Here is a 16,120-nt window from a genome sequence, read left to right as displayed (position 1 = left end):
CTCTTTCATTTCTAATTTCCTCAGATTAGTTAGTGATTGACTTAGTGATTGACTGTAAGCATTCAGCTGTCAGCTGTCAGCCTTTGGCCGTAGGCTACGCTACTTGAGGTGCCGTCAGCTTATGCCTATAGCGCATTAGCTGATAGCTGATAGCTGACAGCTGATAGCTGATAGCTGGCAAGGGTAGCTTTTCAACTAGCCCGTTAGACCTAGACTGAATCCTGAAATTGCTGTAGTTTAGAACTCTTCAACTTCCTCTAGTTTCGTTGCTTTTTCAGGTTTTAACAGTACCCTTGTGGGTACTCTTAATCCTGGAACTGTAAGCTTTAGGACTGTCATTACTTAAAATTACAATTTCTACCCAAAGCTAGCTATACAGGAGTTTTTCCCGATTCCCGATTCCCGATTCCCGATTCCCGATTCCCGATTCCCGATTCCCGATTCCCGTTCCCCTCCTGGGAGGGGTTAGGGGTGGGTTCCGATTCCCGATTCCCGATTCCCGATTCCCGATTCCCGTTCCCCTCCTGGGAGGGGTTAGGGGTGGGTTCCGATTCCCGATTCCCAATTCCCGATTCCCGATTCCCGATTCCCGTTCCCCTCCTGGGAGGGGTTAGGGGTGGGTTCCGATTCCCGATTCCCGATTCCCGAACCCAATTGAGAACTGCTATATTGGGTGGCATGGGTGCCTACACCATTGAACTCGCTATCTGCCTAGCTTATAACTCCCTTGGATTGTGCGGTCGTTTTCTTTTGTCTGTTAGTCTTCAGGTGCGACCCGTGGCGAATTTAATAATTAGATGCGGAAACCCTACCTAATTGCCTTTTTCTCTGTTCACAAATTTTTCACTCTACCCTGATAGGATAGCGTACTGGTAGTAATTGTAATAGAGGTTATTACCTCTATTGTGATTCACGTGTTATTCAGGGCTGATTGACTGACAAAGCTCCTACAAACTATGGTGTCGCTGCTATCCCGCTAGGGGGTAAAACCCCTAGTTCATGTAGGGTGGGCAGTGCACCAGACAGATAATCAAGCTTGCAAAGGGCGTTGGTAGGCACTGCCCACCCTAGGATTAATGACTAGCTAGTTCATGTAGGGTGGGCAGTGCACCAGACAGATAATCAAGCTTGCAAAGGGCGTTGGTAGGCACTGCCCACCCTAGGATTAATAACTACCTAATAACTCAAGTCTGTTAAAACGGACTAGAGATAAAGGGTTGTAGTCGGTTGAAACCGACCTTAGCTATGAGCTGTGGACTTAAATCCATGGCAGGTTTGATGGCAAAGCCCAACATTGTTGAGTAAACCAGTATTCAAAGACAGACTAGGCAAGACTGAAACCTAATCTTTATATTCCCAAAAACCGGGATTTTAGGGATTGGTCAATAACATCTAAATCGGTAGCTCCTGAGTAGTTTGTAGCTACCTACTAATTGAAGTAGCAATAGGTAAGCCAATGGAAATTTTTAAGCAACGTCAGCAGCCAAAAGAAACTAATTCTCAAAGTGCTAATTTTTACTACTTTAGAGGAATTAGCCATCTAGTGGTGGGCAAATTTCAAGCAGCCATTCTGGAATTGAATGAAGCCATTGAGATTGACCCCAACCATGCTGCTGCCTATGACAACCGTGGCATATGCCTTCGAGAATTAGGTAAGCATCAAGAAGCCCTAGCAAATTTTCAAAAATCAGCTGCAATTTACCAAAAAAAGGGTAAAACGGATGATTATCAAAAGATAATAGCCAAAATTCACCACCTTTACTCACGGTGATTCGCTTAAGCCTGTGTAGTGAATGGTATAGGGCTAGGGGCAATGGCATTGGCAATAGGCAAGAGACAAGAGGCAAAAGTTAACTACAGGTGCGCTTTCCGCTTCAGGACTGACACAAAACTGGGCACTAAACGCTACAAGTAGTAGGTTACGTTAATAACGCACCATACAGATAGTGTTACTACGGAAGTCCTGAATTCTTACTCTCGCCTTTTTCATAAATTTTCACAAAGCGCGTGATTAACTAGTGGGTTGTTCAAAGACTATGCACTATTGGTGAGGCTCGCCAACGGCATCTATTGATTAACTCATTTAACAATCATTTGTCAAATGTCATTAGTCAATTTCCAATTAACTTTGGAAATTGGAAATTGACTAATGACCAATGTTCGATTATTACTTGAAACAAAAGCACCCAGTCATGCAACTTGGTAAAATTCTGATTCGTAAACGAATTATTTCTACAAATCAACTCAATAAAGCCCTGGAAATCCAGTCTTTAACAGGAATCAAATTGGGAGAAATTTTGGTAACTAAAGGATTGATTGAATCTCAGGATTTGGAGCAAGCACTTTTGGAACAATATTGGCGAATAAATGGGTTTTGGGTGATTGACTAGTCCCACTGGATATAATTCAAAATTCAAACGCCAAAATTCAAACGTATTCCGTCGTTATCATCTAAAGGTTTTGATAGCATTAATGGGCTCTTATGATTAGCTTTAGGGATTAGATATTAGAAACAATAGGAGCAATTGATCGCCTCCGTTTAATCACCCATCACACCCCATTTGTTACATCGATTACGGCATCCGTTACTACATCCTTTACTACATCCTTTACTACATCCTTTACTATAGCAATTGCTGAATTCACTGCTCCAAAGTCCCTAAAATCCAGAGATTTATAGCTGACCGAATTGAAAACCGCTGTAATTATTTAAATCCTCATCATTCATAAGATAAAACTGGAAATGAGAGTAATATTTTGCGATAGCGTCTTTGACCATAAACTGATAGAACCTGATTACAAAGAAGAGATGAAAGCTGCCCAATTAGCTGGCTTCATAACTTCCCTATTCAGCTTTGAAGACTTGACTGATGGCAAGGTAGCTCGTTCATTAAGGTATGTGGAAAATGCGGAAGTGGAGGAATTGGCTATTTATCGTGGATGGATGTTAACTCCTTTATCCTATGGGTTACTTTATCATGGACTTTTAAACAAGAAGATCAAACTGATTAATACTCCAGCAGAATTTAAATATTGTCACTATTTACCTGAGTATTATCCAAAAATCAATGCTTTAACTCCAAAATCGAATTGGACAGTGGGTCAGGAAATGAATAATTGGGAAGTGATTAATTCCCTGACCGATGAGTTTGGAAATTATCCTATTATTGTCAAGGATTATGTAAAATCAGAAAAACATAACTGGCAGGAAGCTTGCTTTATTCCAGATGCATCCAATAAAGACAACGTGAAGAAGATAGTAGAAAGGTTTATAGAGCTGCGAGGTTCGGCCTTGAATGAAGGGCTGGTGTTCCGAAAATTTGAAGAGCTGGAATTTTTAACGGAACATTCTAAAAGTGGTATGCCATTGACAAAAGAGTACAGACTATTATTCGTTTTTGGTAAATTGGTAAAACTGTTTAATTATTGGGATGAAGGTGACTATGGTGATACAATACTAGACCTCACGCCTTTTCTTGATGTTGCCCAAAAAATAGATAGTAATTTTTTCACGATGGATATTGCTAAGAAGACTAATGATGATTGGATGATTATAGAGCTTGGTGATGGGCAAACAGCTGGGCTCCCGGATAATGGAAACAAAGGGGAATTTTATATGGAATTAAACAAAAATATAGGGCAGCATGTTTAATGTAAGCAGTCAGCAGTCAGCAGTCAGCAGTCAGCAGTCAGTCTTTGGCCTTGGCCGTTGGCCACGCTACGGGAATGGCTGATAGCCGAATGCTTACAATTACGCGAAGGCATTTACTGATAAATTCCCCTAACGCTATCTCAATCAATAACTTGAAGCTGAATATGGCAGCAGCAAAGCCGGTGCTCACCCTTACCGGAGGCTGGGCGACAGCAATGTCTTTCGCCCTAGGTGGGGTAACCCTAGCCATGTCGGGAAACTGTATTTTGGCCGACTATGCCTTGGCCGACATGGTTCCGGATGGGACATTGGGTAATGAATCGTCAGTGGTGATACCTAATACCACTGTCCGAGGAGAAATCGGGGATGTGATCGAAGGTGGCGCAACACGAGGTGCTAACTTATTTCACAGTTTCCAGGAATTTAATGTCGGAGAACTGCAACGGGTTTATTTTGCTAATCCCTCTGGGATCGAGAATATTCTAACCCGGGTAACCGGGGGGAATCTATCCAATATTCTAGGCACTTTGGGAGTAGATGGTGCAGCAAATCTGTTTTTGCTCAATCCCAATGGTATTGTGTTTGGATCCCAGGCAAAATTAGATGTCGCTGGTTCCTTTTTTGCGTCTACTGCTAATAGCTTGGTATTTGGTGATGGGCTGGAGTTTAGTGCCACATCCCCACAAGCCCCACCACTCTTAACGATTAATATTACCCCAGGATTGCAGTATGGCAAATATGACCCCAGGACAACAATTACAAATGCTGGCAATTTAGCTGCTGGAAAAGACTTGACCCTAGCCGCAGGCCATCTGGATTTACAGGGTCAACTAAAAGCTGGTCGGAATTTGACTCTGTTGGCAGAAGATACAGTCAACATTAGCGATAGTGTAGCGCAACCGTTTATCGCCAATGCAGGTGGTTTGTTCGTAATTCAGGGTAATCAGTCGATTACTATTGCAGCAAAGAACCATTCCGATAGCGGTTTATTTGTTGGTTCCGATTTACGGTTGCGATCGCCGGGTCCGATCACAGGAGATACTAACTATACCGTTGGCGGAAATATCAGCATCGAGCAGGCAGTTGGATGGTAACCCAGGGAATTTCATCAGTCCCAATGATCCCATTATTCTGGCCAATGGAGATGTCAGTTTAGGAAACTATACCGGAGCATCACTGCATATTTTGGCAGGAGGGAGTGTTACGGTTGGGGACATCGAAATTAACTCTACCGATACCGGAGATAATGCCATTAGTCCTAATAATTCCAATCCGTTCTTGGCTAGTCTGGCTAATGTGACCTTGTCCGATGAAGCGAGAACTTCTGTAGTGATTGATGGCAGTAAGCGACCTACCCTCGATATTCGTGCTGGTATAGATTGGACATTACTGGGAGGTTTTCCAGGAAATACCGATAGTGGTAACCTTGCTCCTAATTTTGGGACTGCTGCTACTAGTGCAAATATCGAAATTGGCAACATTGAGATTAAAGCACCGAATGGACTGGTATTGTTAACCAATCAGTATCAAGCTAACCCATCGTTAGTTAGTGAAACCCTGAAAATTAGTTCAATTCTGACTGGTGACGGTACCGTAGCTAACCTAGTCAATGATAAGTTTACGAAGTTTGAGATAGATAGTAGTAAGCAGAGGTTTTCAGGGAATGGTGGCTCGGTCTTTATTAGACCTCTTGCATAAGTCTCATAAACCTTGGTCAACACAAGGCAAAAGGCAAAAGGCAAAAGGCAAAAGGGCTAGATTTTGATTTCATATTTATTTTTGCAAGAGGTCTAGTGTGGGGAGTGTGGGGAGTGTGGGGAGTGGGGGAGAATTGAGGTAAATTATAAATTCAATGTTCGCAACTCTGACTTCCGACTCCCGATTCCCTACTCCCGATTCCCTACTCCCGATTCCCTACTCCCTACTCCCTACTCCCTACTCCCTAGATTTTAGTAATAATAAGGATTTTCCGGTTCAGGAATTTTCTTAATCCCACTGGCTTCAATCACCAGCTGGCGTTTATCATCGAGGGTTTCTGTAATCATGTTACCTTCAACTTCGATCCAGGTATCGGACGGATAATCATTACGGTTTTCAGTAATTTTAACTGGCAAACCTAAAGGATAAGCGTCAGCAGCACAACAAGTAATCACAAACCGGGAAATTAAGATATGGTCTAGAGGGAGATTAGGATGAATCACTACAAAACCATCTACTTTTACCTTTTGACCGGTATAGGCATCTGGTTCAGGATAAACATTCAAAAGCTTGATCCATTCAATTAGGCTGCGCTTTTCAGGATTGCTAGCACTGCGGAAGGATTGCGGTTGCGATCGCGTTATGGTGGCGGAGTCGGCAATACCCCGGTGTAGGGCGGTTTGGCTAGTAAATGCTTTGGGTGTCACGATTAAACCAACCATTGCCGTAGCGATCAGGAAGCCACTACTCCAACTAGGGGGAAATAAGGTTGTATGTTGAGCAGCTGGCCTAGTTACTCCCTTACCTAACCGGTGTTGACGCTCTAACTTCAGCAGTTGGGATAACCTCAAGCCTGATATTAACAATAAAATTACACCAGTGATAATTACCAAGCTAAAGTAATTGGGATGAATTAATAAGCTTAACTGACCACTTAGCCAGTATTTCAACAATAAAACTCCCCATAACGCTAAAGAAATTACTTCTAAAAGAGGAATTGACCAGTTTCTCCTGTAGGAACTTTTTCTGGACAAACGTCCTGAATGCTTAGATGGATTCATGATTAACAAGCCAATGGATTTTAGGAGGATTTAAAATTTTATAACTCCCTACTCCCTAACTAACATACAAATTAATAAACAAAGTCAATAAAAATGTTAACTGCCCTGCTATGAGAAATAGGTAAATGATTGACTTGGTTTTAAATACCGATAACAGTAAGCCGATGGCTTTGATGTCAATCATTGGTCCGAAGACTAGAAATGCTAACAACGAGCCACTAGTAAAGGTTGAGGCAAAGGCGAGGGCAAAAAATGCATCGACGGTGGAACAGATGGATACTACAGCGGCCAATAGCATCATGGCCAAAATAGACATCACTGGTCCTTGACCGAGGCTGATGATAATATCACGGGGGATAACGACTTGAATTATGGCTGCGATCGCACTACCTAAAACTAGGATTGAGCCTAGCTCCCGAAACTCTTGTATAGCATTTTCGATAAATAGCTGTAGTCGGTCAGGCAAGGGTTTGCTTTGTATGTCCTGGCTAGGGGGTGTGTTTAAGACATTAGCGTCTAAGGCCAAGGGTGTACCAGATTGACCGAGTAAATATGAGCCTGATTGTAGTAATGCTGGCTTATCCTCAGCAAATTTCCTTGGTCTAGAGCGAAACACTGCTCGTTGCAGTAGGGGGCCTAAGTCTTTCTGAGTACTGAAGACACAGCCGATAAAAATGGAAATACTTAAGGAAAATAAAATTCGCAATACCCAGATTTCCGGCTGGTCTCGAAAGGCTACCCAGGTTGACCAAATTACTACAGGATTGATGGTTGGGGCTGCGAGCAAAAACCCAATTGCAACTGGTGCTGGTGCTCCCTGGCTCAGCAGCCGCCTAGCCACTGGCACATTACCACACTCACACACTGGGAACAAAAAGCCGACACAACTACCAAAAACTGCTCCTAGAAAGGGGTGGCGAGGCATACTAGCAATCAGCTTGCGCTCATCCACAAAAAACAGCAGTAAGCTGGAGAGAATCACCCCCAGTAGCAAAAAAGGTGTTGCTTCAACCAACAAACTCAAGAATAGGGTGAAGGCGTTGTTGAGCTGATTCATGCATTTCCTATTTATGCTTGAGCAACGTTATAAGCAAGACAAAAATCAAAGGTCAAAAGTCAAACACTAGTCTGTGGTAAGGCTTTTGGATACCACCGATAGGGAAATTTAATCGGGAAAACCTTACCTGATATCAGACGATTGTTTTGTGACATAGAGGCCAGATCTTTCCCCGTAGGGTGGCGCTTAGCTACACTTCGTGAGAGCGTTTGGAATAGTTGAGAGTTTACTATCCTTGTTACTATCCGTTGGAAGGTTAAGCCAATGTCTGACCTAAATAAAATAGTATACCCTAATCTTGACCTATTCCTCTACGATCTACGGGAAGGTCTAGGGCAAGACCCGGAAATTATTGATTATAACCGTGAACGATTCTGGCAAAGAATCTATGGTCATCCCGAGGGTGATGAATCAGACCTGATCCTAGAGCCGACGTTACTGGCTAAGCTCAAACAGGCAGAACGCTCAGAATCTAGGTTGGTGGAACTATTGGGTGCTGATGTGGTCAAGCATTTCGAGCGTCCTTTGGAAGGCTACTACTACCCTATCCAAATTGGTAACACTTACGCCCTTCAGGTAAACTGTTCCGGAGTCTATGCTGATGGGATCAGACAATCAAACCATTCACCCCAACCCATTACAAATATTAAGAAAATCCAAGGGGAAATTCTTGCCCACATCAATCATCAACCTGGAGCAATTGGTCAAACTTGGATCATGTGGGGTCAACTGTGTGACCGTGATCAAGACCCTACACAAATTGCCCTAGAATGCTACAAGCAACTGGTGTCTAAACCCGACTGGTCAAGAGACTTTCAAGCCCAAGGCAAAGTGCTAGGGGGTACTTTATTTGAATTTTGGCGTCCTCCCGCTGATTGGTCAGAGCCAGAAGCGATCAAAAACAACCATCATCTTTTAATTTGGTTGTTTCCCAAAAAGCGTTCTATTGATTCTATCATCGATAGCATTACTGGTATTTATATAGACTTAATTTACTTATTGTATTATCGTAACAAAATTCTTTGGGCTTATGGTGAAATTAACCGACCACTAGCAGAACTTAAAGCTGATCTAGTCTCAGTTAAAACTAGTATTGCTCAGATCAGCATGTTACCCCAAAATACATTAAAATTAAGGGAAATACTAAGCAATAATCTCAACCTATTGTCTCGTTATGCTACTAATTTAGGGATGCTGGATTCCCAAACCCAAACCATTAAAACCAATATCGAAGATTACCAACAACGATTGACTAAATTAAAACAGGTTTATCAACGGAGTGATTGGCACATTCTGAGAGAGTTTAGGGATTTAGCAGCTAGCCAATATCTGCAACAAGTGGAGATGGATCATGGGAGATTAAAGTCTGGTTTAACCTTACTAGAAAATCTAATTCGGACAGTAGATGGCATGACCCAAACTTACCAAACCCAGAGTAATCGTAGCTTACACCAAAGCATTGCTCTGGCTGGTGTGGGAGTAGCAACCAGTAGCATTACCGCTACTGTCCTAGTTAAACAACAACCCCCTGATAACAATACTATCTTTATCTTGACACCAGCTTTTGCCTGGAGTCTTCTCACTGGTGCGATCGCTACTTTGCTAATGTGGATAATTTTAAGGTTATTTGGTCGTTAAGGGAGTCGGGAGTCGGGAGCGGTGCGACCCGTGGCGAATTTAATTCGCCTACGGAAAGCGCACCGAGGGAGTCGGGAGCGGTGCGACCCGTGGCGAATTTAATTCGCCTACGGAAAGCGCACCGAGGGAGTCGGGAATAAAAATTATCACAATTTATTGACGATAGTATAATTTTTTTCGCATATCTTTCCAAGTTTATACGATTTAACGCGATTTACTTTGGGTGCATCTCAGTTTTGCAAAAATACCAAAATCATGATATAATTAATGATGAACAATTTCTAATAATGACTAAAATTCATGAACTTGAGTCCGGAAGAAAAGCAAGAGCTAAAAGAACATTTAAAAGCTGTCGCTCAACTTTTATATCGTCACACCCCCCCAGGAAATAAGCAAAGATTTGAGGATATAGAAACTACTTTAAGAGACTATATTCAGGAAGAAGTTTCTCCAGAAATAGCAAAATTTTTTTTTCAGAAGTCAGTCAAGTAAAAATTGGCAGACCTCGCCGAATAAAAACCATAGTAGGAGAAGTAGAAATCACTGATAAACAGGCGGATTATTTTGAGCTAAAACCTCATAGTCAATTAAGTCCAAAACTGGAAAAAAATGCTCTGCTTATTTGTGCCAATGAATCTTATAAGAAAGCAGAGGAAGATTTATGGGCAATGACGGGAATCAAAATTTCACATAGTACATTACATAGATTAGTGAAAAAGCAAGATCTAGACTTGCCAGAATCTAGATTAGGAATACAAGAAGTAAGCTTAGATGCAGGAAAAATCCGGTTACGTACAGAGGAAAAGGGTAAAGCTTGTGAATGGAAAGATTATAAAGCTGTGTGTTTGAATGGAACATATATAGGAGCTTTTTTTCAAGAAAATCAAGTTTTAATAGATTGGATAAATAGTCAAAAACTTCTCAACCCGTTCTTTTGTACAGGTGATGGTCATCAAGGAATTTGGAATATATTTGAAGAACTGGGAGAACCGGCTCAAAGAAGAGAAATATTGGATTGGTATCATCTAAAGGAAAATCTTTATAAAGTGGGAGGTTCCTTGAAACGTTTAGAGAAGGGAGAAAAGCTTCTCTGGTCAGGAAAAGTAGCAGAGACTTTAGATTTATTTAGGGGATTAAAAAAGAAAGTAGCACAAAATTTTTGTAACTATATAGAAACTCATAATAAGCGAATAATCAACTATGACTACTATCAAAAAGAAAGAATAAGTTCCCTAGGTTCAGGAGCAATTGAATCGGGAATTAAGCAAATAGGAATGCGAGTTAAACTATCAGGATCACAATGGAATATTGAAAATGTTCCTAAGATTCTTTCTTTACGCTGTGCTTACCTAAATGGGATGCTTTATTAATGATGTTTTTACAAAGATGAGATGCACCCTTTACTTTTTCCGTATATCTCAATAAAATTACTCTTAAAAACAATCGAAATTTAATTTAAGATATTATATTTTTTTCCGATTCCTGATTCCCAATTCTTAATTCTTAATTCTTAATTACCAATTCTAAATTCTTAATTCCCGATTCCCGATTCCCGATTCCCGATTCCCAGATCCGCTGTTCCCTGCTCCCTACTCCCTCAAAACCGATTATGTACTTAAAAAAATCCCAAACCCCTTTATTACTGCTGCTGTGGATTACGATTGGGACCTTGCTCCGCTTTGCTAGTCTAGGGGTTTTACCTCCTTGGACTGATGAATGTGCCACAACAGTATTTAGCTTGGGTAACAGTTTTTACTCGTTACCTCTGAATCAGTTTATGGGAGTAGAAACCCTATTAAGCCCACTACAACCGTCTCCTGAAGCTGGCATTAGTGATGTTATTCATTATTTATTAACGGAAAGTACCCATCCCCCAGTTTATTTTGCTCTAACCCATCTGTGGCTGAAACTATTCCGATTAGAGGATGGTATGGTTTCGATTTGGGCAGTGCGATCGCTTTCTGCTTTATTGGGAGTAATCTCGATTCCTGCTATCTTTTGCCTAGGTCGGCTGGCCTTTCGCTCACTATTGGTAGGTCACATAGCAGCAGCAATGATGGCTGTCTCTCCTTTCGGGATTTTCCTAGCTCAACAGGCTCGTCATTATACTCTGGCTATTTTGCTGGTGATAGCATCTCTCGGTTGCTTGGTGAAAGCGGTAGAGTTAATCCACCGTGGTGAAGGGTTGCCCAGTTGGCTAGGGTTAGCGTGGGTGGGAGTGAATAGTCTGGGGATTGCTACCCATTATTTCTTTATCTTGACTTTAGGTGCGGAAGCGATCGCATTATTGAGACAAGCTTGGCGACAAACTCAGCAAGACCGACTAGCTTTGCTCAAACCTTACTGGTGGCGGATTTATGGAGTAGCTATGGGTTCCTTAGCGGGATGTTTAGTGTGGATACCGGCCTTACAAGCTATTCATGATAGTCCCCCTACCCAATGGATTTATAGCCAAAATGCGATCGCACGATGGATTGAACCCATAGGACGATTCCTACTATGGCTGTTCAGTATGGTTTTACTGCTACCTTCCTCTTTCTATGACCTATCCCTAGGAATTGTGATTGTTTCCGGTATAGTTACCTTAATCCTAGTGGTTTGGATAGTATCCCATCTCCGCTATGGACTGAAATTGCAGCAACTCGATCACCATAACCGTTTCGCTATCACCATCCTAAGGGACTATGTCTTGGCAGCAATTGGGTTATGTTTAGTCTTGACTTGGGGTTTCGGTATAGATTTAAGCACAGCCCCTCGTTTTCACTTCGTCTACTTTCCAGCAGTGATCCTGTTGGTGGCAGTGAGCTTAGGTGGTTGTTGGAATCAGACTAGACTTGTTGCAGAAGTGGGGAATAGGGAACAGGGAACAGGGAACAGGGAACAGGGAACAGGGACTTCGGAGCAGGGAATAGGGAACAGGGACTTCGGAGCAGGGACTTCGGAGCAGGGAAATGGAACAAAATTCGATGTACCTGATCGGGATGAAAACAGCTATAAGTCTAACTTTGGCAAAAGGATAGTTGTAGCGGTCTGGTTGATTGGGCTGTTGGGTGGATTAGTGACAGTCTCGAATCTTGGTTATCTCCAAAACGAACGTCCAGATCTATTAGTGTCTATTGTTAAGGAAGCAAGTGAAGCGCCAGTTGCGATCGCAACGACCTACAAACACCATGGACAGACCGGGCGCATGATGGGATTAGCTTGGGGATTGAAAGGTATGACTGTTGCTAATGGTTCTAATGGTAATTCCAGGGATTTTCCCCAATTTTTCTTAGTAGCTCGTGACCGGAATAGTTCCAGTTATGAGGATGCTGTCCAACAGTTACAACAACAATTAAAGGAATTGCCACGACCATTAGACCTATGGTTAGTCAATTTCCGTACCAAAGTTGACCTAGACTCTCAGCAATGTTTTCGAGAAAAGACGTCTGGAAAGTGGGCTGGTCAATATAGTTATAAGCTTTATCGATGTGTTAATAATTAAGCAGTCAGCGGTCAGCGGTCAGCGGTCAGCGGTCAGCGGTCAGCCGTCAGCCGTCAGCCGTCAGCCGTCAGCTTAACATAAACCTGTTTCAGTAGAATTTAATAGTTCGAGATTAAGAAAATTGACGTAAGCATATGCTGATAGCTGATACGCGACACGCTGATACGCGACACGCTGATACGCGACACGCTGATAGCTGATAACTGATAGCTGATAGCTGACTGCTGACCGCTGACTGCTTATTGCTTAAATAACAAGATAAAACCTAGTGAAAATACCATGGATAAAGACACTAAATTTGCTTTACTCGTAATTGCTATTCCCCTCTGTGGGTTAATTTATTGTGGCTCAGCAATAGCAGTGATGGTTTACAGCGAATATGTCAGAGAACATCCCTTGACATTTGGTACTCTCTTTTTACTAATTCCATTCGCTACCGGAGCATTCATTTGGTTGAGAGCTTCCGCTAAAGCTTATCAAGAAAATGGAACAGGGAGTAGGGAATAGGGAGTAGGGAGTAGGGAGTAGGGAAATGGCATCAACAATTCTCACAATTCCTAAACTGATTACTATACCCTACTGAAAGACCAAGGGCGAACAAAATTCAACCTTAATAACCTTGGCCAATAGGCCACGCTACGCGAACAACATCCTAACCTTAAACCTTAAACATCCTAACCTTCAACCTTCAACATCCTAACTTTAAACCTTAAACATCCTAACCTTAAACCTTAAACATCCTAACCTTCAACCTTCAACATTCTAACCTTAAACCTTCAACATCCTAACTTTAAACCTTCAACATCCTAACTTTAAACCTTCAACATCCTAACCTTAAACCTTCAACATCCTAATCTTCAACATCCTAACCTTCAACCTTCAACATCCTAACCTTAAACCTTCAACATCCTAACCTTAAACCTTAAACATCCTAACCTTCAACCTTAAACATCCTAACCTTCAACCTTAAACATCCTAACCTTCATTAAACATCCTAACCTTCATTAAACATCCTAACCTTCAACTCCACAAAAAAATAGCCGCAGAAATACTTTCCACGGCTATAGGTTTTGATGATGACTACAATTTTTTAACCAAACCTAAACACAATCCCATGTGATGAGACCGTAAGCTATCAGCATTCAGCTATTAGCATTCAGCTATTAGTTATCAGCTATTAGCTATTAGCCATTCGCGTAGCGTGGCCAACGGCTGACGGCTGACGGCTGACGGCTGACGGCTGACGGCTGACGGCTGACGGCTGACATCACACCTGATGTCTTGGCCAGGGGGGTTACCCCTTTCAAGGGTATGTTTTTTAGATTTGGGCATTCGCCTAGGTATTACTCAACAGAAATACATTTTGAAACCCAAACCCCAGGAAGGATTTGAGAATTCAATAAAAATCATTAAGTGACGAATTCTGCTTGATGGCTATCCCCTGACGGGGCGATGGCTGAGACACTTGCACCAACTTGAAAAGTTATTGATTTTGGTAGGTAACTATTGACAAAAGAACTTCGGGTAGCGGTCACACAGAGCGACTGTTGGAGTACTGAAATTTATTTTCAATCACGTTCGTTACCCGCGTTGTTTTGTACTGGTTCCACCATGACGTACCCGCGCCCGGCGCGGAGCAAATTACATTAAATAGTAGTCAGAAACAGGGAATTTATCAAATGTGTTCCATAGTACAATAACTATTGTACATTAAACCCGCGTGACATCAATCACAGTGAACAAAAATCGTCCAATTACTTATCAACAATGGTTACGGGTGGTCATCAAAAAAATGCCTCATTTAAGCAAACCACAAGCAGTAGTATTAGGAATGTGGAGCTTTGCTATTGCGATGACTCATCATTGTGGTTTATCTACTGCAGTTGTGTTTTTGGGGGAAATTCTAGAGCAACCAGAGAACACAATTCGAGAAAGATTAAGGCAGTGGTATAATAGTAAAGTCGATAAAAACGGAAGAAAGCGTAGAGAAATCCAGGTCGAACAGAGCTTTGTCCCGTTGTTACGCTGGATATTAAGTTGGTGGTCATCAGAGGAAAAAAGTTTAGTATTAGCTGCGGATGCTTCCACATTAGGTCAGCGTTTTACTTTATTAGTTATTAGTGTGGTTTATCGAGGTTGTGGAATTCCTGTAGCTTGGAAAATAGTGAGAGCAAACGAAAAAGGCAGTTGGAAACCCTACTGGCTCAAACTCTTAGATTCTCTTCAAGAGGGTGTTCCTTCCGACTGGTTGGTGATTGTCACTACAGACAGAGGTTTATACGCTGATTGGTTCTACGAAGCGATTGAACAATTGGGTTGGCATCCATTTATGCGTATTAACCATCAGGGATATTATCAATCCTCACCAGAGCAACAATTTGTTCCTCTTTCAGAATTAATTACTCAAGTGGGGCAATCTTGGAGTGGAAAGGTAACTTGTTTTAAAACCAACAGTCTGTCTTGCACTCTTTTAGCTCAATGGGATTCTGGCTATGCCGATCCTTGGCTAATCGTAACAGATTTGAGTCCTCAACAAGCACAGATTTGTTGGTATGGTATGCGCGGTTGGATTGAATGTCTTTTCAAGGACATCAAACGAGGTGGTTTTGGTTGGCATCACACTAAAATGAATGACCCTCGACGAGCAGAACGTCTCTGGTTAGCCATTGCTGTTGCTACTTTATTTTTAGTCAGTATTGGTGGAGAGGCCGAGGCGAATTTGCCAGCAAGTAGCTTACCTCCTTTGGATGAAATGAGCTCCTCTGCTCAGACAAAGGAAAATCCGAGCATGCCAGAAAAGCCAATTTTATTGCTAAAAACTAATCCTACTCGATGTTTAAGTTGTTTCAGACGAGGATTTTTAATAATTTTGGCATCTGCGATTAAGGGCATGCCTTTACCTACAGGTAGATTTATTCCCGATTTTTCTCCTGCCCCTGGATGAATCTTAAAAACATACCCTTGAAAGGGGGGTTACCCCCCCTAAACTAGTTTAATCGATAATGAGGTACTTGGTCATAATCGTGATGAATTCCCCTGGGATGCCCGTCGGCTGAAGGGGGCTCCACTCCGAGATTTCCGCGTAACGCAGTGCATATAGGGTATGCATGGTCTTGATTATGGCCTTACGTGACCCTTTCAAAATGTGCTTAACTGGGTATTTTTTTGGAGAAGGTTCCTGAGGAGTATTAGCGGGAGTAATCTCTTCAGGATTGTTGTTTTCGTTTGGGATAAACTCTTCAGTCATCGTTAAAACCTTTATTTGAAGTTTATATCATAATCATAATGATTATAAATTACTTTGTCAAGGGTTTGTAGAATTTATTTTCTGAGGGAGTATTGGAAGAAATTGTACGGAAAGGAAATGGAATATTATTTTTTTTAAGGTAAAAGGTAATAGTTGCGTAGGGTGCGTTAGGGGTGGACTTGCCCTAATTGTTTGCTTCTTAGCCAGCCTTGGTATAGTCCGCTCCGTAACGCACCACCAGGTCAAACAGCCAAAGTAAAATTCACAAAAAAAATGTTAGCGT

General features: G+C 42.0%; 17 protein-coding genes. 13 read left to right on the top strand and 4 right to left on the bottom strand.

The features are described 5' to 3' along the window. Positions 1-471 precede the first annotated feature (471 nt). The 7 genes from LYNGBM3L_RS46275 (at position 472) to LYNGBM3L_RS46270 (ending at position 5,642) form a co-directional block, all read left to right on the top strand. Complete coding sequence (locus LYNGBM3L_RS46275) at positions 472-816, top strand: immunoglobulin domain-containing protein (protein ID WP_131826928.1); 345 nt, start codon at positions 472-474, stop codon at positions 814-816. A 640-nt stretch (positions 817-1,456) separates the two neighbouring features. Continuing rightward, on the top strand, positions 1,457-1,771 hold the full coding sequence (locus LYNGBM3L_RS31705) for a tetratricopeptide repeat protein (RefSeq protein WP_008191057.1): 315 nt from the start codon (positions 1,457-1,459) through the stop codon (positions 1,769-1,771). A gap of 385 nt (positions 1,772-2,156) precedes the next feature. Beyond that, complete coding sequence (locus tag LYNGBM3L_RS31700) at positions 2,157-2,390, top strand: cyclic di-GMP-binding domain-containing protein, MshE-related (protein WP_008191055.1); 234 nt, start codon at positions 2,157-2,159, stop codon at positions 2,388-2,390. Between the two features lie 419 nt (positions 2,391-2,809). Beyond that, positions 2,810-3,652, top strand: a complete 843-nt coding sequence (locus tag LYNGBM3L_RS31695; protein WP_229414772.1) for an ATP-grasp domain-containing protein — start codon at positions 2,810-2,812, stop codon at positions 3,650-3,652. A gap of 164 nt (positions 3,653-3,816) precedes the next feature. Further along, positions 3,817-4,746, top strand: coding sequence for a filamentous hemagglutinin N-terminal domain-containing protein (locus LYNGBM3L_RS34445; RefSeq protein WP_131826927.1), 930 nt, complete (start codon positions 3,817-3,819; stop codon positions 4,744-4,746). Continuing rightward, positions 4,706-5,350: a hypothetical protein gene (locus LYNGBM3L_RS31685; protein ID WP_131826926.1), complete on the top strand. Its 645-nt coding sequence runs from the start codon at positions 4,706-4,708 to the stop codon at positions 5,348-5,350. The genes LYNGBM3L_RS34445 and LYNGBM3L_RS31685 overlap by 41 nt, the downstream gene beginning before the upstream one ends. A gap of 154 nt (positions 5,351-5,504) precedes the next feature. Further along, positions 5,505-5,642: a hypothetical protein gene (locus LYNGBM3L_RS46270; protein ID WP_165691825.1), complete on the top strand. Its 138-nt coding sequence runs from the start codon at positions 5,505-5,507 to the stop codon at positions 5,640-5,642. Here the strand turns inward: LYNGBM3L_RS46270 and LYNGBM3L_RS31680 are convergent. Beyond that, on the bottom strand, positions 5,602-6,411 hold the full coding sequence (locus tag LYNGBM3L_RS31680; RefSeq protein ID WP_044495687.1) for a TIGR03943 family putative permease subunit: 810 nt from the start codon (positions 6,409-6,411) through the stop codon (positions 5,602-5,604). The two genes, LYNGBM3L_RS46270 and LYNGBM3L_RS31680, sit on opposite strands and share 41 nt — an antisense overlap. Positions 6,412-6,466: 55 nt before the next feature. Further along, positions 6,467-7,468 carry a permease gene (locus LYNGBM3L_RS31675; protein ID WP_008191045.1) on the bottom strand — a complete coding sequence of 334 codons (1,002 nt, stop codon included), beginning with the start codon at positions 7,466-7,468 and terminating at the stop codon, positions 6,467-6,469. A 264-nt stretch (positions 7,469-7,732) separates the two neighbouring features. Here LYNGBM3L_RS31675 and LYNGBM3L_RS31670 point away from each other — a divergent pair, with 264 nt between their 5' ends. The 5 genes from LYNGBM3L_RS31670 (at position 7,733) to LYNGBM3L_RS31650 (ending at position 13,097) form a co-directional block, all read left to right on the top strand. Next, entirely contained in the window at positions 7,733-9,106 is a 1,374-nt protein-coding gene (locus LYNGBM3L_RS31670; RefSeq protein WP_008191043.1) for a hypothetical protein, read from the top strand. Further along, positions 9,076-9,246: a hypothetical protein gene (locus tag LYNGBM3L_RS44750; RefSeq protein ID WP_154659985.1), complete on the top strand. Its 171-nt coding sequence runs from the start codon at positions 9,076-9,078 to the stop codon at positions 9,244-9,246. The genes LYNGBM3L_RS31670 and LYNGBM3L_RS44750 overlap by 31 nt, the downstream gene beginning before the upstream one ends. A gap of 160 nt (positions 9,247-9,406) precedes the next feature. Next, positions 9,407-10,476 (top strand): ISKra4-like element ISMpr1 family transposase gene (locus LYNGBM3L_RS31660; protein ID WP_131826925.1). Its coding sequence is split into 2 segments (ribosomal slippage): positions 9,407-9,581 and positions 9,581-10,476, totalling 1,071 coding nucleotides; the frame shifts between segments, so codons are not numbered across the junction. A 239-nt stretch (positions 10,477-10,715) separates the two neighbouring features. After that, positions 10,716-12,590 (top strand): glycosyltransferase family 39 protein, encoded by a 1,875-nt coding sequence (locus tag LYNGBM3L_RS31655; protein ID WP_008191038.1) that lies wholly within the window; start codon positions 10,716-10,718, stop codon positions 12,588-12,590. 279 nt (positions 12,591-12,869) lie between these two features. Continuing rightward, positions 12,870-13,097 (top strand): hypothetical protein, encoded by a 228-nt coding sequence (locus LYNGBM3L_RS31650; protein WP_008191035.1) that lies wholly within the window; start codon positions 12,870-12,872, stop codon positions 13,095-13,097. Positions 13,098-13,774: 677 nt separating this feature from the next. On the opposite strand, the gene LYNGBM3L_RS49215 is transcribed toward LYNGBM3L_RS31650, so the two are convergent. Next, a complete protein-coding gene (locus LYNGBM3L_RS49215; RefSeq protein WP_267872129.1) occupies positions 13,775-13,897 on the bottom strand; it encodes a hypothetical protein in 123 nt (40 codons plus the stop codon). Between the two features lie 428 nt (positions 13,898-14,325). On the opposite strand from LYNGBM3L_RS49215, the gene LYNGBM3L_RS46795 reads away from it, so the two are divergent. After that, positions 14,326-15,534 carry a transposase gene (locus LYNGBM3L_RS46795; RefSeq protein WP_008181689.1) on the top strand — a complete coding sequence of 403 codons (1,209 nt, stop codon included), beginning with the start codon at positions 14,326-14,328 and terminating at the stop codon, positions 15,532-15,534. A 48-nt stretch (positions 15,535-15,582) separates the two neighbouring features. On the opposite strand, the gene LYNGBM3L_RS31640 is transcribed toward LYNGBM3L_RS46795, so the two are convergent. Further along, entirely contained in the window at positions 15,583-15,837 is a 255-nt protein-coding gene (locus LYNGBM3L_RS31640; protein WP_008191033.1) for a hypothetical protein, read from the bottom strand. Positions 15,838-16,120: the final 283 nt, after the last annotated feature.

Source organism: Moorena producens 3L, assembly GCF_000211815.1.
Lineage (GTDB): Bacteria > Cyanobacteriota > Cyanobacteriia > Cyanobacteriales > Coleofasciculaceae > Moorena > Moorena producens.
The sequence above is the reverse complement of the archived record's forward strand: the minus strand, read 5'-3'. Positions and strand labels throughout refer to the sequence as shown.